Annotated in this window: 17 protein-coding genes; 7 read left to right on the forward strand and 10 right to left on the reverse strand. The window is 34.5% G+C overall.

Annotated features, from left to right (window positions below):
• Nucleotides 1-3 precede the first annotated feature (3 nt).
• From priA to nadC, 4 genes are read right to left on the reverse strand one after another with little or no spacing between them, the layout of a single operon-like run.
• On the reverse strand, nucleotides 4-2,454 hold the full coding sequence (gene priA / locus RMN97_RS00535) for a primosomal protein N' (protein WP_309612565.1): 2,451 nt from the start codon (nucleotides 2,452-2,454) through the stop codon (nucleotides 4-6).
• 11 nt (nucleotides 2,455-2,465) lie between these two features.
• Nucleotides 2,466-2,888: a DUF2147 domain-containing protein gene (locus RMN97_RS00540; RefSeq protein WP_309612566.1), complete on the reverse strand. Its 423-nt coding sequence runs from the start codon at nucleotides 2,886-2,888 to the stop codon at nucleotides 2,466-2,468.
• On the reverse strand, nucleotides 2,885-3,841 hold the full coding sequence (locus RMN97_RS00545; RefSeq protein WP_309612567.1) for a YihY/virulence factor BrkB family protein: 957 nt from the start codon (nucleotides 3,839-3,841) through the stop codon (nucleotides 2,885-2,887). The genes RMN97_RS00540 and RMN97_RS00545 overlap by 4 nt, the downstream gene beginning before the upstream one ends.
• A complete protein-coding gene (nadC, locus tag RMN97_RS00550) occupies nucleotides 3,842-4,699 on the reverse strand; it encodes a carboxylating nicotinate-nucleotide diphosphorylase (protein WP_309612568.1) in 858 nt (285 codons plus the stop codon).
• Between the two features lie 240 nt (nucleotides 4,700-4,939).
• Between nadC and RMN97_RS00555 the strand changes: the two genes are divergently transcribed.
• Together RMN97_RS00555 and RMN97_RS00560 are read left to right on the forward strand one after the other, a co-directional pair.
• Nucleotides 4,940-5,962 (forward strand): quinone-dependent dihydroorotate dehydrogenase, encoded by a 1,023-nt coding sequence (locus tag RMN97_RS00555; protein ID WP_309612569.1) that lies wholly within the window; start codon nucleotides 4,940-4,942, stop codon nucleotides 5,960-5,962.
• 65 nt (nucleotides 5,963-6,027) lie between these two features.
• On the forward strand, nucleotides 6,028-6,852 hold the full coding sequence (locus RMN97_RS00560) for a hydroxymethylglutaryl-CoA lyase (RefSeq protein WP_309612600.1): 825 nt from the start codon (nucleotides 6,028-6,030) through the stop codon (nucleotides 6,850-6,852).
• Between the two features lie 152 nt (nucleotides 6,853-7,004).
• Here the strand turns inward: RMN97_RS00560 and RMN97_RS00565 are convergent, their stop codons facing one another.
• On the reverse strand, nucleotides 7,005-9,500 hold the full coding sequence (locus RMN97_RS00565) for a cation-translocating P-type ATPase (protein ID WP_309612570.1): 2,496 nt from the start codon (nucleotides 9,498-9,500) through the stop codon (nucleotides 7,005-7,007).
• Between the two features lie 113 nt (nucleotides 9,501-9,613).
• On the opposite strand from RMN97_RS00565, the gene guaB reads away from it, so the two are divergent.
• The 4 genes from guaB (at nucleotide 9,614) to RMN97_RS00585 (ending at nucleotide 14,901) form a co-directional block, all read left to right on the forward strand.
• Complete coding sequence (gene guaB, locus RMN97_RS00570; protein ID WP_309612571.1) at nucleotides 9,614-11,086, forward strand: IMP dehydrogenase; 1,473 nt, start codon at nucleotides 9,614-9,616, stop codon at nucleotides 11,084-11,086.
• A gap of 12 nt (nucleotides 11,087-11,098) precedes the next feature.
• Nucleotides 11,099-11,860, forward strand: a complete 762-nt coding sequence (locus tag RMN97_RS00575; RefSeq protein WP_309612572.1) for an FkbM family methyltransferase — start codon at nucleotides 11,099-11,101, stop codon at nucleotides 11,858-11,860.
• 509 nt (nucleotides 11,861-12,369) lie between these two features.
• Nucleotides 12,370-13,695, forward strand: a complete 1,326-nt coding sequence (locus RMN97_RS00580; RefSeq protein ID WP_309612573.1) for an ammonium transporter — start codon at nucleotides 12,370-12,372, stop codon at nucleotides 13,693-13,695.
• Between the two features lie 135 nt (nucleotides 13,696-13,830).
• A complete protein-coding gene (locus tag RMN97_RS00585; RefSeq protein WP_309612574.1) occupies nucleotides 13,831-14,901 on the forward strand; it encodes an outer membrane beta-barrel protein in 1,071 nt (356 codons plus the stop codon).
• Nucleotides 14,902-14,967: 66 nt separating this feature from the next.
• On the opposite strand, the gene purB is transcribed toward RMN97_RS00585, so the two are convergent.
• Both purB and RMN97_RS00595 read right to left on the reverse strand, forming a co-directional pair.
• On the reverse strand, nucleotides 14,968-16,311 hold the full coding sequence (gene purB, locus RMN97_RS00590) for an adenylosuccinate lyase (protein ID WP_309612575.1): 1,344 nt from the start codon (nucleotides 16,309-16,311) through the stop codon (nucleotides 14,968-14,970).
• A 158-nt stretch (nucleotides 16,312-16,469) separates the two neighbouring features.
• Complete coding sequence (locus tag RMN97_RS00595; RefSeq protein WP_309612576.1) at nucleotides 16,470-17,171, reverse strand: NAD-dependent deacylase; 702 nt, start codon at nucleotides 17,169-17,171, stop codon at nucleotides 16,470-16,472.
• Nucleotides 17,172-17,242: 71 nt separating this feature from the next.
• Here RMN97_RS00595 and RMN97_RS00600 point away from each other — a divergent pair, with 71 nt between their 5' ends.
• Complete coding sequence (locus RMN97_RS00600; protein ID WP_309612577.1) at nucleotides 17,243-17,896, forward strand: RNA methyltransferase; 654 nt, start codon at nucleotides 17,243-17,245, stop codon at nucleotides 17,894-17,896.
• A gap of 113 nt (nucleotides 17,897-18,009) precedes the next feature.
• Here RMN97_RS00600 and RMN97_RS00605 read toward each other — a convergent pair whose 3' ends face one another.
• From RMN97_RS00605 to RMN97_RS00615, 3 genes are all read right to left on the reverse strand, one after another.
• Nucleotides 18,010-18,777, reverse strand: coding sequence for a carboxypeptidase-like regulatory domain-containing protein (locus tag RMN97_RS00605; protein ID WP_309612578.1), 768 nt, complete (start codon nucleotides 18,775-18,777; stop codon nucleotides 18,010-18,012).
• 289 nt (nucleotides 18,778-19,066) lie between these two features.
• Nucleotides 19,067-21,043, reverse strand: a complete 1,977-nt coding sequence (locus tag RMN97_RS00610) for a DEAD/DEAH box helicase (protein WP_309612579.1) — start codon at nucleotides 21,041-21,043, stop codon at nucleotides 19,067-19,069.
• A gap of 264 nt (nucleotides 21,044-21,307) precedes the next feature.
• A complete protein-coding gene (locus RMN97_RS00615; protein ID WP_309612580.1) occupies nucleotides 21,308-21,880 on the reverse strand; it encodes a non-canonical purine NTP diphosphatase in 573 nt (190 codons plus the stop codon).
• Nucleotides 21,881-21,918: the final 38 nt, after the last annotated feature.

The following is a 21,918-nucleotide window of genomic DNA, read 5'->3' on the forward strand; positions in this document are numbered from 1 at the left end:
TACTCAATAAAAATCCACATTTACGGTAACTTTAATCGTTCTGTATTGTGATACCAAATCAAAACTATTCAGTATTTTCTGGATAGTTTTTTTTGTGCCTTGAATAGAAGCATCTACTGGCATTTTAATCATTATAGTTCGAATGTATTCGTTTCGAATTCTTCCAATTGCCGGTTCTTCCGGACCAAGAACCGGAATAGTTAAGTTTTGTTGCAAAACCTGAAACAGCCACATCGAACCTTCTTTCAGCTTTTCAAAATCGCGATGCTTTAATGTCAATTTTATCAAACGGTAAAATGGTGGATAGTAATAAATCTTTCTTTCGTAAAGTTGCTCTTTATACATTCCTTGGTAATCATTGTTTGTCACTTGCTGAATGATATTGTGCAATGGATTGTAGGTCTGAATAATCACTTTTCCACGTTTTTCAGCTCTTCCTGAACGACCTGCAACCTGTGTCATCATCTGAAAACTTCTTTCAAATGCCCTAAAATCGGGATGATACAACATATTGTCCGCATTCATAATTCCGACTAAAGAGACATTGTCAAAATCTAAACCTTTGGCCAACATTTGAGTACCCACTAAAACATCAATTTCTCTGTTTTTAAAACTGTCAATGATCTTTTCAAAGCTATATTTCCCGCGTGTGGTATCTTGGTCCATACGTTTGATGTTTTTCAACGGAAAAAATTCAGCTAATTCCAATTCGATTTGCTCTGTTCCAAAACCTTTGGTCTCCAAATCAACACTTGAACATACATGACAATTTGTTGGCTTTGCCATCGAATAACCACAATAATGACAACGCAATTGATTTTTAAATTTATGATAAGTCAAACTCACATCGCATTGTGGACATTGTGGCACATGACCACAAGTCATACATTCTAAAACCGGCGAAAAGCCACGACGATTTTGAAAAAGAATTACTTGTTCCTTATTAGCAAAAGCTTCTGTAATTTCATCTATCAAAGTGGTGCTGAAATGCCCTTTCATCTTTTTACGAAAGTAACTATCTTTCAAATCGACCAATTCTATTTCGGGCATTTGTACTTTTCCAAAACGCTCTTTTAAGTTTATTAAACCAAATTTTCCTGAAGTCGCATTGTAATAAGTCTCAATACTTGGTGTTGCTGAACCTAACAAAACTTTTGCCTGATGTGCATTTGCCAAAACAATCGCAGCATCACGAGCATGATATCTTGGTGCCGGATCTTGTTGTTTAAACGTTTGTTCGTGTTCTTCGTCAACAATGATTAAACCTAAATTATTAAATGGTAAAAATAAAGCCGACCTTGCTCCTATTACAATTTGGGCTGAAGTTGAATTCTGGATAACATTATTCCAAACTTCTACTCTTTCATTATTGCTGTATTTCGAATGGAAAACAGCAACTTTATTTCCGAAATGCTTTGTCAATCGAGCAACCAATTGCGTTGTCAAAGCGATTTCTGGCAACAAATACAAAACTTGTTTGCCTTGGGCAATATAGTTTTCAATGAGTTTGGTGTAGATTTCTGTCTTACCACTTGACGTTACACCGTGCAAAAGCGAAACTTCTTTTGTGTAAAATGAGCTAACAATTTCATCAAAAGCTTGTTGTTGGGCTTGACTCAAAGTCAATTCATTCTCAATCTTATTCTTCTCAAAATTTACTCGGTCTTCCTGAATAAAATATTCTTCAAAGATCCCTTTTTCTACTAAACCTTTGACAATTGCTACTGTAGTTTGAGTCTTTTCAGTTAATTGCTTTACAGAAATAGGTTGTTGTTCTTGCGCTTGCAATTGAAAATATTGAAGCACGAGATTTTTTCGTTTTTCAGATTTTAAACTGTCTAATAAGGCAATTAACTTTTCTTCAGCGAAATAATTCTCGTGCAAACGAATATATTTTACAAGTTTGGGTTTGTATGCTGACTGAATTTCTTCCTGGAGCGAAATGATGTTTTTATTTATCAGCTTTTGAATAACCGGCAAAACCGTTTTCTTATTCAGAATATCAATAATGTTCTGAATATTCAATGAACTTTGATGTTGTAAGGCTTCGTAAATTAGAAACTCATCATCTGTAAAAGAAGTTTGGTCAACAAACGTTTCGTTGTTTTGAGAGATAATCGTTTCGCTTTCTAACAATAATGCTGATGGTAATGCGCCACGATAAACATCTCCAATAGTACACATATAATAAGACGCAATCCAAAACCAATGATTGATTTGGAATTCATTTACAATGGGATTTTCGTCAAGGATTTGATGGATTTCTTTGGCTTCATAAAGCGTTGGTTCTTCACGATGCAAATCGATAACTAAGGCTGTATAGATTTTGTTTTTACCAAATGGAACAGCAATTCGCATTCCTTTTTTAATAAAAGAAAATTCACTTTCTGAAACCTTATAAGTAAAGGTTTTAGGTAAAGAAAGCGGAACAATAACTTCAATGAAGTAATTCATTTTAAGTTTAGTTATTTTTGTCTCATCCAGATTTGTGATCTTCCAAAAAGCGGAATTCCAATATAACCGCGAACAATAAGTTTATCCTTTCCATCGAGGGTAATTTTGCAGTGATACCATTTACCAATTTTTGGATCCAATACTTTTCCGCCGCTATAAACAGAGCCATCTTTAGCTAATCCTTTGATTATATTCATTCCCAAAACTGGCTTATTTTTTTCATCACCGTCACATTTTTCGCATTTGATATGTTTTTTATCCGTTTCAAAAATTTCGATTACTTTACCATAGATTTTACCTTTGTGTTCAAAGATTTCAACAACTCCTTTTTCTTTCCCGCTTATATCATCAACAGTCTTCCATTTTCCAAAAATAGTTTGAGAAAAACTTATTTGAAAAATAAATAGCATAACAATGTATAAGGGAAGTTTCATGGTATTTTATTGTTTTCTATTTCTTTTTGTTTTTCACGTCTGATATGATGTATGGAAGCATTTAAATCGAAGCCAATAAGTAATATCATTGAATTTATCCAAATATAAAACATTACTATTAATAACGTTCCTATCGAACCATAAAGCTCATTATATTTTGAAAATTTCAATACCCAAATTCCAAAAAAGTAGGATGATATAATAATCAAAAGCGTCGTAACAACTGAACCAATAGAGATTAAACGCCTCTTATTGTCATGCTTAACACCATATTTGAAAAGGATTGATGTTGCCATTAGTATCATCAAAATGACAAAAATGTATCGTCCCATTTCTATAAGAGGAATGTTATCGGACAAAACATCCTGAATTTTTGTTTTTTGGATAAAAACCTCAAAGATTACGATGGCTGCAACTGTGATTAACAATAATAATGAGAGCACTATTGACAATGCTAATGCTACAAGATATTGCTTAAAAAACTTTCTTTTTAACGAAACATGAATATGATGTGAACTCTCAAATCCGCCAAGAATGGCATTTACACCGTTGGTCATCAAAAAAATTGCCATCAAAAAACCTGTTGAAAGCAATCCGCTATGACTGTTATGTAAAATATCATTGATGATTTTATAAATTGCGTCATAAGTTGTTGGCGGTACGCTTTCTTTAACAAAACCTAAAAAATCATTCTGAAATCCTTGGATTGGTATATAAGGGATAAGATTTAGGATAAAAAGTGCAAACGGAAACAACGCCATAAAAAAGCTAAAGGCAATTGCCGTAGCACGATAGGTAATCTCTCCTTCAAAAATTCCTGTAAAGTAGAAATCGAGCAAATCATACAGAGACATCCCATGAAGCCAAGGTAGTTTTATTTTATGTAAAAGATATACTAACTGTTTAACAACAGGAAGTTTACCAAATCTATTATCTGCTGTTGTAGTCGGCATTTAAAAGGCTTTTAAGCTTAAATCCATATTGTAAACCGAATGCGTCAAGGCGCCAGAAGAAATATAATTTACACCACATTCAGCATATTGGCGAATGGTTTTCTCATTGATGTTTCCAGATGATTCTGTTAAACATTTTTTACCAATCAATTCAACAGCTTTGCGTGTATCTTCAAAATTGAAGTTGTCAATCAGAATGTGATAAACGCCTTCACTTTCTAAAATTTCTTTGATTTCGTCTAGGTTTCTTGCTTCTACGATAATCTGTAAATCCAGATTGTTAAACTTCAAAAACTCTTTAGTTTTGTTTATTGCATTTGTAATTCCGCCAGCAAAATCATTGTGATTGTCTTTCAGCATCACCATGTCATACAAAGCAAAACGGTGATTTTCGCCACCACCAATCTTGACTGCCCATTTTTCACAAGCACGAAATCCGGGTGTGGTTTTTCTAGTATCTAAAACTTTTGTTTTTGTTCCTTCTAAAAGTTTTACATATTGGTTAGTCTTGGTGGCAATAGCAGACATCCGTTGCATCGAATTCAGTACTAATCGTTCCGCCTTCAAAATAGATTGCGAACTTCCCGAAACATGAAAGACAATATCGCCATGTTTTACTGCTGTTCCATCTTCAATAAAAGTTTCTATTTTTAAAGTTGGATCAACATTCTCAAAAACCATTTTGGCAAATGCAACGCCGGCAATGATTCCGGTATCTTTCACTAAAAGCTTGGCCTTTCCTTTGGCATCAACAGGAATACAAGCCAACGAACTATAATCGCCCGGGCCAATATCTTCACGGATACCGTTTTGAATAATTATATTGAGTTCTTTTTGAAACTGTTCTTCTGAAATCATTTGAAAACTATTGATTGGCTAAAGTAATACTTAATTTGAAGATTTGAAAATAGGTTTATTTGTTAATTCGGTTATTTGGTTATTTGACTGTTTGCTAACATCTTTAGTTGTAAAGAATTAAATATAAGTTTTTATTTTTTTTATCTTCAACTCGAAAAAACAAATAACCGAATCACCAAATAACCAAATCTACTATCTTTGCAGCATCTACCTGTCGGCAGACAGGCAACAACACTACTCATGTACAAACTATTCATTCGTCCCATTTTATTTTGGTTTGACCCAGAAGATGTTCATTATTTCTCTTTTAGTTTTATCAAATTTATTTCCAAAATTCCTTTTGTTCCTGCCATTCTAAGATCAATTTACGAAGTAAAAGATACTCGATTAGAACGAGAAGTTTTTGGCTTGAAATTTAAGAACCCAGTGGGCTTAGCCGCCGGATTTGACAAAGATGCCAAATGCTATCAAGAACTTTCCAACTTTGGATTTGGCTTTATCGAAATTGGAACGTTGACACCAAAACCACAAGATGGAAATCCAAAAAAACGTTTATTCAGATTAAAATCAGACAGCGCAATTATTAACCGAATGGGATTTAACAATGGCGGTGTTGATGCTGCAGTGATTCGATTAAAGAAAAACAAAGGTGTTCTTATCGGTGGAAATATCGGTAAAAATAAGCTTACGCCAAATGAAGATGCAACTTCTGATTACCTAATTTGCTTTGAAACCTTGTTTGATTATGTCGATTATTTTGTAGTGAATGTGAGTTCACCAAATACACCAAATCTCCGTGAGCTACAGGAAAAGGAACCGTTGACAAAACTTTTGCAGGAATTACAAAATCAAAATGCTAAAAAGTCAAGCCCAAAACCAATCCTTCTGAAAATCGCACCCGATTTAACTAACGAACAACTATTGGAAATTATAGATATTGTAAACGAAACTAAAATTGCAGGTGTAATTGCAACCAATACGACTATTTCAAGAGAAGGTTTACAATCGGAAAACAAATCAGAAACTGGCGGATTATCTGGTAAACCATTAACTCAACGTTCTACGGAAGTGATTCGTTTTCTTTCAGAGAAAAGCAATAAAGCATTTCCAATTATTGGTGTTGGCGGAATTCATTCTGCTGAAGATGCTTCGGGAAAATTGGAAGCTGGAGCTTCTTTAGTACAATTGTACACCGGATTTATTTATGAAGGCCCAAAATTGGTTTCCGATATCAACAAAGCAATACTTAAAAAAACTTCCTAACTTAGCCACTTAGTCACTCAGCAACTTTGAAAAAAATCAAAATCATAGAATGTCCACGCGATGCCATGCAAGGTATCAAAGACTTCATTCCTACTGAAAAAAAAGTGGAATATATTCAGTCTTTGCTTAGGGTTGGATTCGATACAATTGATTTTGGAAGTTTTGTTTCGCCTAAAGCTATTCCCCAAATGCAGGATACTGCAGAAGTATTGGCACAATTGGATTTATCGCAAACCCAAAGCAAATTATTAGCTATTATTGCCAATACACAAGGCGCACAAATCGCATCAACGCATAAGGAAATTAAGTATTTAGGTTTTCCTTTTTCGATTTCAGAAAATTTTCAGATGCGTAATACACATAAAACTATAGCTGAAAGTTTGGTTACGCTTCAGGAAATTTTAGATATTGCTGATGCTTCCAACAAAGAAGTAGTAACTTATATTTCTATGGGGTTTGGTAATCCGTATGGTGATCCTTGGAATGTTGAAATTGTTGGCGAATGGACAGAAAAATTGGCTACCATGGGCGTAAAAATTCTTTCACTTTCTGATACTGTTGGAAGTTCTACGCCAGCTGTGATTACTTATTTGTTTTCGAATTTAATTCCAAAATATCCTCATATAGAATTTGGTGCCCATTTACATACTACTGCAGACAAATGGCATGAAAAAGTAGATGCAGCATATAAATCCGGATGTGTTCGTTTTGATGGTGCCATCCAAGGTTTTGGCGGCTGCCCAATGGCAAAAGATGATTTGACTGGTAATATGCCAACCGAGAAACTCCTATCCTATTTCACTGCACAAAAAGCTAATACGAATACAAGTCCGATGAGTTTTGAAAGTGCTTACAATGAAGCCACCAAGATTTTTACGAAGTACCACTAAGTAATGGTAAAAGCTTTTTTTTAATGTTTAGTACTCAGTCGCAGTCGCAGTTTGATTGTATTTCATTTTGAATATCGGTTTATGCATAAAGAGAATATTATTACTATTGTTAGCTACTCATTATGACTGAATACTGTGACTGAGACTGAATACTAACTCTTCCTCTTAAATAGCTTATAAACTTCAATCCACATTACGGATACAAATCCAACTAAAACACTAAATCCAATTTGAGATATATCTACTTTTTCAAATAAGAAGAATTTTGAAAAAACAGGTACAAACAACAGCAATGATGTAATAACTATTGTGATACCGATAATCATCAAAACCAAATTGTTTTTATACCGAATAGTTGTGAAGACCGAATAATAGAAGGATCGATTCTCCAAGGTCAAAAAGATATTTGATGCTATTAAAGTTAGAAAAATAGTAGTTCTGGTATAGGCTTCCGAAAAACTTTCTTCAACACAATATTGATATACAAAAAGTAACCCTAAAGTAATGACTAATCCTTGAACAATACTAATTGTTATTTCTTTAAGATTAAAAAAAGTAGTAGTCAAAGGTCTTGGTTTTTGCAGCATTAAATTCTGTTCCATCGGCTCATTTTCAAAAATCACTGAGCACGTTGGTCCCATAATTATCTCTAAAAAGATGATATGAACTGGCGTAAATATATTTGGATAAAGCCATCCTAATGCTAACGGAATAAAAACGACAAGAATAATAGGAATATGAATCGAAATAATATACTGAATCGCTTTTTTGAGATTAATATAAATCTTTCTTCCCATAGCAATCGCATCAATCATTTTACTGAAATCGTCATCAATTAAAATCAGATTGGCTGCTTGCTTTGCAATTTCGGTTCCTTTTTTACCCATGGCAATTCCAATATGAGCCGATTTAAGTGCCGGACCATCATTTACACCATCGCCAGTCATAGCTACAATTTGATTGTTATCTTTTAGCGCCTGAATAATTTTTAGTTTGGCTTCGGGAAACATTCTAGTGAAAATGGTAGTTTCCATAACTTTTACTTTCAAAGTGGCTTCATCCATTGTCATCAATTCATCTCCATTAAGTACTTTATCAGCATCTTTAAAACCTATTTGCCGGGCAATAGTACTTGTTGTTGCCGCATTATCTCCTGTTACAATTTTGACTTGAATACCTGCTTTATAAAAAGTTTCAAATACTTGCTGAATGTTAGCTTTTGGAGGATCATAAAAAGCTACTAATCCTTTAAAATTAAACTTAAATTCCTGTTGTGTTTTTGGAAAATCTTTTCCTGAAAAATTAGCCACTCCAACGCCTAAAACCCGATATCCTTCTTTAGCCATGGTTTCCATAGCATTTAGAATTTGCTTTTTATCGTTTTTGGATAAATTACTAACTTCTATTAATGCTTCGGGCGAACCTTTGGCAGCAATAATAATTTTATCATTACTGTCTTCAAAAACATGAGTCATCATTGGTGGCTTTCCTCCTAACGGATATTCGTGAATCAATTTATAATTAGGCCTTTCATCAACTGACTCTAATTTGGTGTAAGCCTCATGAACTGCAATTTCCATAGCATCAAACGGAATGGGTTCACTTGACCACATAGCATAACTCAGCACTTCTTCGGATTCTGTATTCAGTTTTTCATTGGTATCAATTATAGCATTTGATTTAAAAAGATAAAGTTGTGCCAAACTCATCTTATTCTCCGTAATCGTTCCTGTTTTATCGGTGCATATTACAGTAGCACTTCCTAATGTTTCAACGGTTTTTGTTTGTTTAGTAATGATCCCCATTTTCATCAAACGCCAAGCTCCTAATGCCATGAATGTGGTGAATGCTACTGGAATCTCTTCCGGAATTACACTCATGGCAATCGTGAGTGCTTTTAATAAACTATCTAAAACCACTTTTGAATGATAATAATTTACTGCCCAAACAATACCGAAAATAACCAATCCAATAATGGACATCTTCTTAACAAAATTGGTAATCTGTAGCTGTAAAGGTGTTTTTTCTTCTTCAATAGATTCCAAACTTTTTCCTATTTTACCCAGACTGGTTTGATTACCTATAGCGATTACTTCACAAATCGCAAGCCCTGTAGCAACAATGGTTCCCTGAAATACCTGTTTGATTTCTGATGATTCGCTTTTGAAAACGGATAGCGATTCTCCTGTCAAAATAGCTTCATTTACCGAAAAATCATTTGATTGCAAAATCTCAGCATCAGCTGGAATAAAAGTGCCTTCTTCTACTTGAATGAAATCACCTAATACAATCTCCTCACTCAAGATTTCAATCACTTCACCATTTCTAATAACTTTACTTTTAGGCTGAGATAATTTTTTCAAAGCATCTATAGCGTTTCTACTTCTAGCCTCCTGAAACAATGAAATAACAGCAACTAACAAAATAGCTATTGTCATAAAAATACCATCACCGTAATCTCCTGTAATATAATAGATACTGGCAGCGGCAACTAAAAGCAGAAACATGGGTTCTTTTATCATTTCTAATATTGAAATCAGTAAATGATTTTTCTTTTGATGTTCCAAAGAGTTTGAACCACTTTTTTTTCTTGAGGCAATAACTTCATCATTTGAAAGTCCTGTAATTAGCTTCTGATTTTCCTGCATTATAATGAATTAAGTTATATATACTAAGTTAGTTATTTAAGATGAATTTAACTGTCTTATTTTCATAAAGATTATTATATTTGCATGCAATTTAACTACAACTACAAATTGCAATGAAAGCACACACAACAAAAATCGTTGGAGAAGGTTTAACCTATGACGATGTACTGCTAATCCCAAATTATTCTGAAGTTTTACCGCGCGAAGTTAGTATTCAATCGAAGTTTTCGAGAAATATTACTTTAAACGTTCCTATTGTTTCCGCAGCTATGGATACCGTTACCGAAAGCGCTATGGCGATTGCTATGGCTCAGGAAGGCGGCATTGGCGTACTGCATAAAAACATGACGATTGAACAACAGGCGGCCAAGGTTAGAAAAGTAAAACGTGCTGAAGCCGGAATGATTATCGATCCGGTTACCTTGCCATTGACAGCCACCGTTGGCGATGCCAAAATGGCGATGAAAGAATTTGGAATTGGCGGAATTCCAGTCGTGGACGAAAATGGAATTCTAAAAGGAATTGCAACCAACAGAGATTTGCGTTTCGAAAAAATAAATTCTCGTTCTATATTAGAAGTCATGACTTCTGAAAATCTGGTAACCGCTGCCGAAGGAACAACTTTACAAGAAGCCGAAGGTATACTGCAAAAAAATAAAATTGAAAAGCTTCCTGTAGTAGATGATAATTTTAAACTTATTGGATTAATTACTTTTAGAGATATAACCAAACTAACTCAAAAGCCAATCGCCAACAAAGATAGATTTGGTCGTTTGCGAGTTGCAGCTGCCTTAGGAGTTACTGCTGATGCTTTGGAAAGAGCTACAGCTTTAGTAAACGCCGGAGTTGATGCTGTAATTATTGACACCGCTCACGGACACACGCAAGGCGTTGTAACAGTTTTAAAACAAGTAAAAGCTAAGTTTCCAAACCTTGATGTGGTTGTTGGTAATATTGCTACTCCTGAAGCAGCACTGTATCTAGCCCAAAATGGTGCCGATGCTGTTAAGGTCGGGATTGGACCAGGTTCTATTTGCACAACACGTGTTGTGGCCGGAGTTGGATTCCCGCAATTCTCAGCAGTTTTAGAAGTTGCTGCAGCATTAAGAGGAACTGGAGTTCCTGTAATTGCTGATGGTGGAATTAGATATACTGGTGATATTCCTAAAGCGATTGCTGCTGGTGCTGATTGTGTAATGTTAGGTTCACTTTTAGCCGGAACAAAAGAAAGCCCAGGAGAAACTATAATTTTTGAAGGTAGAAAATTCAAGTCTTATCGTGGAATGGGTTCTATTGAAGCTATGGAAGATGGTTCAAAAGACCGTTATTTTCAGGATGTGGAAGACGATATTAAAAAATTAGTACCGGAAGGAATCGTTGGCCGAGTTCCATACAAAGGCGAATTAAACGAAAGCATGCAGCAATTCGTTGGCGGACTTCGTGCCGGAATGGGTTACTGTGGAGCAAAAGATATTCCAACGCTTCAAGAAACAGGACGCTTTGTTAGAATTACGGCGAGTGGTATTGGCGAAAGCCATCCGCATAACGTTACGATTACCAAAGAAGCTCCTAATTATTCGAGATAAAAAAATAATTACATGATAAAAATATTAAACTCTTTAACAAAATTCTTAAATCATTATAAAGTATTAGGTTTTTCAGGATTATTACTTCTATTCAAAAGATATTTTAAAAAAAATAGTATCATTGAAGTAAATTTAGCAAACTACCACCACCCAATTTTTTTAAGAAACAACACAAGTGACATAACAGTTTTCTATCAAATTTTCCTTGCCGAGAGTTATAAGTTTAATTATGGTGTCGTGCCGAAATTGATAATTGATTGTGGCTCAAATATTGGATTATCTTCTGTCTTTTTTAAAAACAAATTTCCTGAAGCAAAAATTATTTCAATAGAACCTGAAGAGTCTAATTTTGAAATTTTATTAAAAAACACTGAAAAATATACTGATATTCATTGTTTAAAAAGTGGTATTTTGAATAAAACAACTAACTTAATTGTTAAACCAACTGAGTATGGAAATTGGAGTTTTGTTGTAGAAGAAGTCGATTATAAAAATAATGAAACAATACCTGCACTATCAATATCTGACATTATCAAAAAATTTAATATTAGTCAAATAGATGTGCTTAAGATTGATATCGAAGGATCTGAAAAAGAATTATTTAATTCAAACTATGAAGATTGGTTACCCAATACAAAAATAGTTATCATTGAATTACACGATGGTTTAAGAAAAGGAGCTTCAAAATCTTTTTTTAATGCTATTTCTAAATATGATTTTCATATGATAAAAAAAGATGAAAATCTTATTTTTTACAACGAAAAATATTTTTAAAATTCATTCTCTTAATAATCATCAATAGTTAAACGTAAAAATTCAACTTTAATATTATTTGAAACATGTATTCTTACTCTTTAATTATGAATTGAAACATAATTAATTATAGTTCTTTTTTTTGTTAAAACCATATAATGCTTCCTAAGGAATTCTCCAACCTTCTATTTATATAGTAGTTTAAATCACTTTACAACTACTGTCTTTTTTTATCTTCCTCAAATATTGATTCTTAAAAGCAATTTTTTTAATCTATTATTTTTTTGAAATGTTCTATAAAATAAAATTAGTGAGAGCATTCTAAAAAATACTGTAGTTATTACTAAAAACATCAAAATTAAGAAAATTAAAAATTATCAAATTATAAATTTATACATATTTATTAATTATACCCATATTTTTTTAGGGTATAAATTTAAATATTCATAAAAATGATTGTATAAACACTTTTTTTATATGGGTTATAACTCATTTTATATATTTTTAACAAAATTTTAAATATTAAACATATGAGAAAAATTATTTTAAGTGTGATTCTAATCACAATTTTAGTGTTATCTGTTTTTTCAATTTATTTATTTCCAGAAGGGACAACATTAGGTGCTCACGTAGTTAATCTAAAATTAGATACTGGAGATACTGCTTGGATGTTATGCGCAACGGGACTTGTGTTGTTAATGACTCCAGGACTTGGTTTCTTTTATGGAGGAATGGTTGGTAAGAAAAATGTAATTAGTACAGTTCTACAAAGCTTTATAGCTATGGTAATTGTAACTGTACTTTGGGTTGTAGTTGGATTTGGACTGTGTTTTGGACCTTCAATAGGAGGTTTTATTGGAGATCCTTCCCATAACATGTTTTTTCAAGGAGTAAGTGCCAATACAGCATGGGATTTAGCTCCAACGATTCCTTTTATATTGTTTGCTTTGTTTCAAGCAAAATTTGCTATCATTACACCTGCCTTAATAACAGGAGCTTTTGCAGAACGTGTACGTTTCTGGGCTTATATGTTATTTATGGTTTTATTTATACTATTCGTTTATGCTCCATTATGCCACATGACTTGGCATCCTGATGGAATCTTTTTTGGATGGGGAGTATTAGATTTTGCTGGAGGAACTGTAGTACACATGAGTGCTGGTTGGGCTGCTCTTGCAGGAGCTATATTTTTAGGAAAAAGAAAAGCGCAAAAGGCAAACCCTGCGCGTATCACATATGTATTATTAGGAACTGGCTTATTGTGGTTCGGTTGGTTTGGTTTCAATGCAGGTTCTGCTGTTGGATCTGGAAGCCTTGCAGCTCAAGCTCTAGGAACAACTACTGTAGCCGCTGCCGCTGCCGCAATGGGTTGGGTATTCCTTGATAAAATTTTAGGTCACAAACTTTCTGCAATGGGAGCTTGTATCGGTGCAGTTGTTGGATTGGTTGCTATTACTCCTGCTGCAGGTTTTGTAACGATTCCTTCTGCTCTTGCTATTGGTTTTATAGCTAGTATTGCAAGTAACCTTGTGGTTAGTAATTTTCCAAAAGGTAAAATCGATGATGCATTAGATGTATTTGCTTGTCACGGTGTTGGCGGCATGGTTGGTATGCTTTTAACTGGTGTATTTGCCTCAAAATCTGTAAATGCAATTGTTGGTGACAATCAAGGTTTAATATATGGTGATACTACTTTGTTTTTTACACAATTGAAAGCTTTAGTACTAGTATCAATATTTGCATTTTTGGTATCTTATGCCTTATTCTTTATTGTAAATAAAATTACACCATTACGAGTAAGTGAAGAAAAAGAGGAATTAGGATTAGACATTTCTCAACACGGAGAATTTCTCTAAATAAATTATTTAAAATCACGCTTATTACTGAAAATATTTTCAACAACATCTTTTTGCCCCAGATGTTGTTGATGATATTTTCTATCGTCTTAATCTAAAAAAATCATTACAAACTAACTTTTAAAAAACAACAAAATGAAAACAACTACAACAATTTTAAAAAAAAATTTTTTTCAAATAGTCGGATTTTGCTTATTGGCAACATATTCTGCTAATGCACAAGAAGGCACGACAATATTACCTGGAACTACTTTCGCAGGTTCTGCTGATTTCTATTATAAATATGACTTTGCAGAAGTTGATAACAGTTACACCAGTTTTACACATTCTCACGATTCCTATGAGATCGGAATGGCTTCCATTGAAGCTTCTCACAAGTTAGGAAAAGCCTCTATATTTGTTGATTTAGGTTTTGGTTCAAGAGCAAGTGAGTTTACATACAACGATGCTGCCAATACTTTTATGATTAAACAAATGTATATTACTTATGATTTTACACCTAGTTTTAAAGTAACAGCAGGAAGTTTTGCCACTCATATAGGATACGAATTAGTAGATGCCGTTGATAATAAAAACTACAGTATGTCCTATGCTTTTACAAACGGACCATTTTTCAATACAGGAGTTAAAGCTCAATACACTTCTGGAAAGTATAGCTTTATGGCTGGAATCACTAACCCAACTGATTTTAAAACGACAAGTGATGCAGGATCAAAACAAAAAACCTTTATTGGTCAAATCGGTTATGTTGCAGACAAAGGAAGTGCTTACTTGAATTTCACTTCAGGAAGTGCTTTCCCAGCATCTGATAAAAACAAAACACAATTTGATTTTGTTGGCAGTAGAAAGTTAAATACTAAATTGACTCTAGGTTTCAATGGAACGTATGCAATGGTTACAGATGACAATGATAGTGATCTTGATGCTAACTGGTTTTCACTTGTAGGTTATTTAAACTATGCCTTGAAAGGAAAATGGAGTGTGGCTTATAGATTAGAATATTTTGATGATAAAGATGGTGCTATTTATGGAGCAATGCCAAGCATCATAGGCAATACGCTATCTTTTAATTATAAAGAAGGAAACTTTACTTTTATTCCGGAAGTTAGATTTGATTCATCATCAGAAGATATTTTTAGCAAGAAAGATGGTAGTGCCACAGGTTCTTCTGCTTATGTTTTATTAGCAACAACCTATTCATTTTAAATAATACAATAACCAAAACAACACAAATTATAAAGGCATAAGTTTAATTACTTGTGCCTTTATTTATTAAATTCCAGTGTAATTACTTGGAGTGATTTGAAGCAATTCAGCTTTGATTACATCTGAAACTTCTAATGTTTTAATGAATGTATGAATCGCTTCTTTGTTGATTACCGAATTAGTTCTGGTCAATCCTTTCAATGCTTCATACGGATTTGGATAACCTTCTCTTCTTAAAATGGTTTGAATCGCTTCAGCAACAACTGCCCAATTTTTCTCTAAATCTTCAGCGAATTTTGATTCGTTTAATAACAATTTATTCAATCCTTTTAAGGTTGCATCAAAAGCAATTAATGTGTGCCCTATTGGAACTCCAATATTTCTTAAAACCGTACTGTCAGTCAAATCACGTTGCAATCTTGAAATTGGTAATTTTGCAGAAAAATGCTCAAAAACAGCATTGGCAATTCCCAAATTCCCTTCGGAGTTTTCGAAATCAATTGGGTTTACTTTATGTGGCATTGCCGACGAACCAATTTCTCCCTCTTTAATTTTCTGTTTGAAATACTCCATCGAAACATACGTCCAAATGTCTCTGTCTAAATCGATAACGATATTATTTATTCTTTTTAGTGCGTCAAAAAAAGCAGCAAAATGGTCATAATGCTCTATTTGTGTGGTTGGAAAGGAATGTTGCAATCCGAGCGTATCTTCCACGAAAGTGGTGCCAAATTGTTTCCAGTCTATATTTGGATAGGCAACATGATGGGCATTAAAATTCCCTGTTGCACCACCAAACTTAGCGGCAAACGGAATATTAAACAACAAACGCAGCTGCTCTTCCAAACGTTCTACAAAAACTAAAATCTCTTTTCCTAAACGTGTTGGCGAAGCAGGCTGACCATGTGTTCTGGACAACATCGGAATGTCATTCCACTCCATCGCCAGTTCTTTTAATTTTGCTACTAATGCAATTAATGACTTCAAATACACTTCCTGAAAAGCATCTTTTGTCGATAACGGAATAGCGGTATTGTTGATGTCTTGTGACGTTAAACCAAAATGGATAAACTCTTTGTATGGTGATAATCCTAAGGCTTCAAATTTTTCTTTAATGAAATATTCTACCGCTTTTACATCGTGATTTGTGATTTTTTCAGTGTCTTTTATCCATTGTGCATCTTCAGTAGTAAAGTTTTTATAGAGATTTCGTAGGCTGTCAAAAACGGTTGGGTTTACTGCTTTTAACTGCGGTAGATTAGCTTCGCATAACGCTATAAAGTACTCAACTTCAACTAAAACTCTGTATTTTATTAGTGCTTCTTCAGAAAAATAATTGGAAAGTGATTTGGTTTTGCTTCGATACCTTCCGTCAATAGGAGAAACGGCGTTTAGTGATGTTAGTGACATGTGTTGTGTTGTTGTTTTATTCCGCTGCGCTAAATACAGTTCGCCTGCGGCTCGGGTTGTATGATGCAAATTTAGGTAATCCTATTTAGAATATAGAGAATAGAACATAGAAAATAGAGTAAAATTCTACTTAAAATCTATATTCTTTATTCTATATTCTATTCTCTTTTGATAAGTTTTTCTCTTAACAACGGAACTCCTTCAGTAGCATTCATTGCAATAACTTCCAAAGGATTTTGCAAATTATTGATACTTGCCGGTCTTGGATCTATATAGAAAACAGGAACATTCGGATTCGCATAATGCATCAAGCTTGCTGCCGGATATACCTGAAGTGATGTACCAATAACAACTACATAGTCAGCTTGTTCTGTGATGTTTATTGCTTCTTCTAAAGCTGGAACCATTTCGCCAAACCAAACAATATGCGGACGCAATTGATTTCCTTTGTCATCAACATCTCCAATCACTAAATCATCTTTCCAATCTAAAATATACTCTTCTCCCGAAACTTCGGGATTGGTGCTGCGTACCTTCAACAATTCGCCATGCAAATGCAATACTTTAGAACTGCCGGCTTGTTCGTGGAGATTGTCTACGTTTTGAGTTATGATATGTACATCAAAATCTTTTTCTAATTCAGCTAACACAATGTGACCGTGATTTGGTTTTACTTCATGCAATTGTCTACGACGTTGATTGTAGAAATCTAATACCAATTCCTTATTTCTATACCAACCTTCGGGCGAAGCCACATCCATCACATTATGACCTTCCCAAAGTCCGTCAGCATCTCGAAAGGTTTTGAGACCGCTTTCTGCAGAAATACCCGCGCCAGTTAATACAACTAGTTTTTTCATTTTTTTAATTTGCCCCGAGGTTTCGGGATTAAAGCTACGCATTTTTACTATTTTTGCCAAAAGCATTATCAATGATTGACCTAGATTATCTCGCTTATCTCGAAGGATTTTTAACAGACAACCGTAAGGAACGTTTTGAAACTGTATTAGCAAACAGAACCAATCATTTTACTATAGCGGTAGAAGATGTCTTTCAGTTTCACAATACGAGTGCAGTGATGCGTAGTTGCGAAGTTTTTGGCATTCAGGAGATTAATATAGTTGAACAACGTTTTGGGAAGAACATAGACAAAGAAATTGCGATGGGCGCTCAAAAATGGGTTGATATCAATAAGTTTGAAAACATCTCAAATTGCATACAAACTTTAAAAGATAAAGGCTATCAAATCATTGCAACTACTCCGCATAACGATTCATGTTTGCTGCAGGATTTCGACGTAACCAAAAAGAGTGCTTTGTTTTTTGGTACTGAAAAAGAAGGATTGTCAGAAGAAGTGATGAGTCATGCAGATGGTTATTTGAAGATTCCGATGGTAGGTTTTACGGAAAGTTTGAATATATCGGTTTCAGCTGCGATTATTATTCAGGACATCACCACTCGCCTACGCCAATCGAATGTAAACTGGCAACTCACTGAAGAAGAATTACTGGAAAAGAGATTGCTTTGGGCAAAAAATACTATCAAGGATATTAAACGTATTGAAGCGAGGTATTATGAGAAATGACCACTTCGTTGAAAGAAGAACGAAAAAAGAAACGTCCTGATTTAAATCGGGACGTCATTTTTTAACCATTATACATCTATCTTCTTGCAGCGAAGCGGTCTATATTCTTTTCTCTATCTCTTCTTCAACACTTTATATTGCTCATAGCATTCACTGATAGCATCCATAATTTGCAAATCGTTTGCGGTTTTGATAAACTCTTCAGAATAGCTACAACGCGTCAGGATTTCGGCAATTTCTTTTTTGTCTATACCAAGAAGTACACCCAGCGTTTCTCTGTCAAACTTAGATTCTAACAGATTTCTAACGGTATCATCCTTTTTCATCTGTTTGAGTTTCTTGAGCTCGTTGGTCTTCTTGCCAAAGAAATTATAGAGCATATCGGCCGGATTGAAGATAGAACCTAGAACTCTCGTAAAAGCTCCTGGAGAAGTATCTCCCGTTTCATAACCTTGTGGCAAACCCGAAATACTGTAGCGGTAGTTTTCTTTATCAGGAATAAGCTTTGAATCGATTTCAAGATAACCTGTTAAGTCATATTTTTTGACAATAACTTCTTCCAAAGCAATGGCTTTTTCAGTCAGCATTAATTTGGCCGTACCATTTTTCAGCCAGTCATTAGTTACTCTTACTCTCAACGATTGATAACCAAGCAAAGCGATGTGCAGTGTATCATTAACACTTACTTCCAATTCAAAGTATCCTTTTACATTTGTTGTAACTCCTTTTACTTTGTTTATGTTGATAACGTTTACATTGGAAATGGGCTGCAACGTATTATCGTTGATAATTGTTCCTGTAACTTTTTGCGATATTGGATTGACTTGCGCGATGGCACTTAAAGGAACTATAAATAAAAGTAAAATTGTAAAATATCTCATAGCTAATTTTGATGGTTTAAAAGTATGAAACTCTTTTAAGAAAAGGTAAAGTTTAATGGCAGAATTAGAACAAAATTAACAAAAGGGTGAAATTCCAAATGTCAAATCATAAATTCCAAATAAAAATCAATTTAAAAAAAGGTTTAATTTCAAAATTAAAAAAAATAAATACAAAATAAAAAAAAATTAAAAAAATTCAAAAAAAAGCAAAAAAACTCCGATATCGTGATGAAATCGGAGTTTATAAGAAATGCCAAATTATTGGAATTTGTTTTTTATTTTTTGAGATTTAGCTCTTTCTTGGCCTTCTGCTTTTAGCAGCTTCAAATGAACGACCTGCTGGCTTATCACTTGAACCTTCTGAACGTCTTGGCGCTCGTTCTTCTCTTTGAAAAGAACCTGGTTCTCTTTTTGGAGCTGCGCTATCGCGATTAAAACCACCTTCTCTTCTTGGTCTGTCTGAAGAACTTCTTTCACTTCTGAAACCACCTTCTCTAGGAGCTGAACTTCTTTCACTTTTAAATCCGCCTTCTTTTCTTGGTCCGAAACTTCCTCCGCCACCAGAACTTCTGCGTTCTCCACCTGAATTTCTATCACCTCTAAATCCGCCACCAGAACTTCTTCCGTTATGGTCACGTCTTTCACGGCTTCCACCGTCGTTTTTAGAAATTTCAACATTGATTCTTCTTCCATTCATATCATATCCGTTAAGAACAGACATAACTTTTTCAGTATGTTCTCCGTCAGTATTAAAGAAAGAGAAACCTTCTTTTACATCCACTTTAAATACGTCATCTCGACCTAAATCAAGTGTGTCTTTCAAGAAATCTTTCAATTGCATCCAATCGAAATCATCTCTTGAACCAATATTTACGAAATAACGAACAGGATCTCCGGCTCTGATTTCTCTTGGCTCAGAACTTCGTTCGCTTCTTTCTCCTCCTTCACCAGATATATCGCGTTTCTTTTTGTAATAAGCGATAAATCTGTTGAATTCTACAGAAACCATTTTCTTGATTAACTCTTCTTTTGATAAACCGTCAAGAACTTCGTTGATTGCTGGTAAATAGTTATCTATTTCGTGGTCAACTTCGGTATCTTTAATTTTATTCGCTAAGTGCAATAATTGGATTTCGCAGATTTCAATTCCACTTGGAATTGTTTTCTCTTGAAACTTTTGTTGGATGATTCTTTCGATAGACGAAATTTTCCGCAACTCACTTTTGGTGATGATTACGATAGAAGTTCCCAATTTACCAGCACGACCTGTACGGCCTGAACGATGCGTATAGGTTTCAATTTCGTCTGGTAACTGATAGTTTACTACGTGTGTGATATTATCAACGTCAATTCCACGAGCTGCAACATCAGTCGCAACAAGCATTTGAATTTGTCTTCCTCTAAATGATTTCATTACACCATCACGTTGCGCCTGAGATAAATCTCCGTGCAATGCCGCAGCACTGTATCCATCTTCAATTAACTTTTCAGCAACCGCTTGTGTATCTCTTTTGGTTCTACAAAAAACTACTGAGAAGATATCCGGGTTCGCATCAGCCAATCTTTTCAACGCTTCATAACGGTCACGTGCATTCACACAGTAAAATTCGTGTGAAACGGTAGCCGTACCTGAGTTTTTGCTTCCAACTGTAATTTCCACAGGGTCAGCCATGAATTTTTTAGCAATACGCGCTACTTCCGCAGGCATTGTTGCTGAGAATAACCATGTTTTTTTCTCATCTGGAGTATCTGACAAAATCGAAACGATATCATCATAAAACCCCATGTTTAACATCTCATCTGCTTCGTCAAGAATACAGTAACTGATGTTTTTAATGTTTACAAGACCACGATTAATCATGTCCTGCATTCTACCCGGAGTTGCCACAATTACTTGTGCTCCGCGTTTAATCTCTCTGGCTTGTTCTGTAATGCTAGCACCACCATAAACTGCCACTGTATGTAAACCTTTTACATATTTTGAGTATTGTTTAATCTCGTTGGTGATTTGTAAGCAAAGCTCACGCGTTGGGGATAAAATTAACGCTTGAGTACTTCTGTCTTCAGCATCAATTTTTTGAATTAGCGGAAAACCAAATGCTGCCGTTTTCCCTGTTCCTGTTTGTGCTAATGCGACTAAGTCTGTGTTTTGTTCCAATAGTACTGGAATCGCTTTTTCTTGCACTTCTGACGGATTCTCAAATCCTAGATCTTTGATCGCCAGCAGTAACGACTCATTCAGACCTAATTGTTCAAATTTATTCATATTGTATTTTAAAATTTGGTGCAAAGGTAAGTTTTAAATACTATAAAAACTAATTTGTTATTTATTGATAATTAAGTAGTTAACTTTTGGCTGACGAAGTAACTAAGTAGCTGAGTGTCTGAGTGGCTAAGTTTTTTTAATTAGGAACGGAACTTTTAGCTTTTTTTACACTATTGCTCCCGCTATCCGCGCTACATGGTAGCTAGCTCCTATCAGGGCTATTAAGAACTTTCATCTTTCTCAGTCACTCAGTTACTCAGCGACTTAGCGACTAAGAAAATCCACCAACTGCTTCACTGCCAAACCGCGATGACTGATTTTAGATTTTTCCTCTATCGTCAATTCCGCAAAGGTTTTAATGTAATCATCGGCAACAAAAATTGGATCGTAGCCAAAGCCGTTGGTTCCAATTTTTTCTCCGATGATTTTGCCTTTGATGATGCCGGTAAATAAGGTTTGACTTCCGTTAAGGTTTAATGCAATTACTGTTTTGAATTGAGCTGAACGATTAGTTTCATCGTTTAAATTTAATAACAATTTATCCATATTATCATTGGAATCTTTCTGTTCGCCTGCGTATCTTGCTGAAAAAACTCCCGGTTCTCCGTTCAAAGCTTCAACCTCCAAACCGGTATCATCAGCAAAGCAATTGTATCCAAATTTTTCGGTTACGTAATTTGCTTTGAGAATAGCATTTCCTTCAATCGTTTCAGCAGTTTCGTGAATTTCCTCAAAACAACCAATGGCTGAAAGACTCAAAACCTGAATAGAATCTGGTAGTAAAAGTTGAATTTCCTTTATTTTATTTTGATTATTGGAAGCGAATACAAGTTGCATTATTCATAATTTTAGTTTACAAATATAATCTTTGAAAA

Source organism: Flavobacterium sp., from assembly GCF_031381455.1.
Lineage (GTDB): Bacteria > Bacteroidota > Bacteroidia > Flavobacteriales > Flavobacteriaceae > Flavobacterium.

Bases quoted from the DNA above. Each gene is read 5' to 3' on its own strand.
- priA (WP_309612565.1), bottom strand. From the start codon at position 2,454: ATGAATTACTTCATTGAAGTTATTGTTCCGCTTTCTTTACCTAAAACC.
- RMN97_RS00540 (WP_309612566.1), bottom strand. From the start codon at position 2,888: ATGAAACTTCCCTTATACATTGTTATGCTATTTATTTTTCAAATAAGT.
- RMN97_RS00545 (WP_309612567.1), bottom strand. From the start codon at position 3,841: ATGCCGACTACAACAGCAGATAATAGATTTGGTAAACTTCCTGTTGTT.
- nadC (WP_309612568.1), bottom strand. From the start codon at position 4,699: ATGATTTCAGAAGAACAGTTTCAAAAAGAACTCAATATAATTATTCAA.
- RMN97_RS00555 (WP_309612569.1), top strand. From the start codon at position 4,940: ATGTACAAACTATTCATTCGTCCCATTTTATTTTGGTTTGACCCAGAA.
- RMN97_RS00560 (WP_309612600.1), top strand. From the start codon at position 6,028: ATGCAAGGTATCAAAGACTTCATTCCTACTGAAAAAAAAGTGGAATAT.
- RMN97_RS00565 (WP_309612570.1), bottom strand. From the start codon at position 9,500: ATGCAGGAAAATCAGAAGCTAATTACAGGACTTTCAAATGATGAAGTT.
- guaB (WP_309612571.1), top strand. From the start codon at position 9,614: ATGAAAGCACACACAACAAAAATCGTTGGAGAAGGTTTAACCTATGAC.
- RMN97_RS00575 (WP_309612572.1), top strand. From the start codon at position 11,099: ATGATAAAAATATTAAACTCTTTAACAAAATTCTTAAATCATTATAAA.
- RMN97_RS00580 (WP_309612573.1), top strand. From the start codon at position 12,370: ATGAGAAAAATTATTTTAAGTGTGATTCTAATCACAATTTTAGTGTTA.
- RMN97_RS00585 (WP_309612574.1), top strand. From the start codon at position 13,831: ATGAAAACAACTACAACAATTTTAAAAAAAAATTTTTTTCAAATAGTC.
- purB (WP_309612575.1), bottom strand. From the start codon at position 16,311: ATGTCACTAACATCACTAAACGCCGTTTCTCCTATTGACGGAAGGTAT.
- RMN97_RS00595 (WP_309612576.1), bottom strand. From the start codon at position 17,171: ATGAAAAAACTAGTTGTATTAACTGGCGCGGGTATTTCTGCAGAAAGC.
- RMN97_RS00600 (WP_309612577.1), top strand. From the start codon at position 17,243: ATGATTGACCTAGATTATCTCGCTTATCTCGAAGGATTTTTAACAGAC.
- RMN97_RS00605 (WP_309612578.1), bottom strand. From the start codon at position 18,777: ATGAGATATTTTACAATTTTACTTTTATTTATAGTTCCTTTAAGTGCC.
- RMN97_RS00610 (WP_309612579.1), bottom strand. From the start codon at position 21,043: ATGAATAAATTTGAACAATTAGGTCTGAATGAGTCGTTACTGCTGGCG.
- RMN97_RS00615 (WP_309612580.1), bottom strand. From the start codon at position 21,880: ATGCAACTTGTATTCGCTTCCAATAATCAAAATAAAATAAAGGAAATT.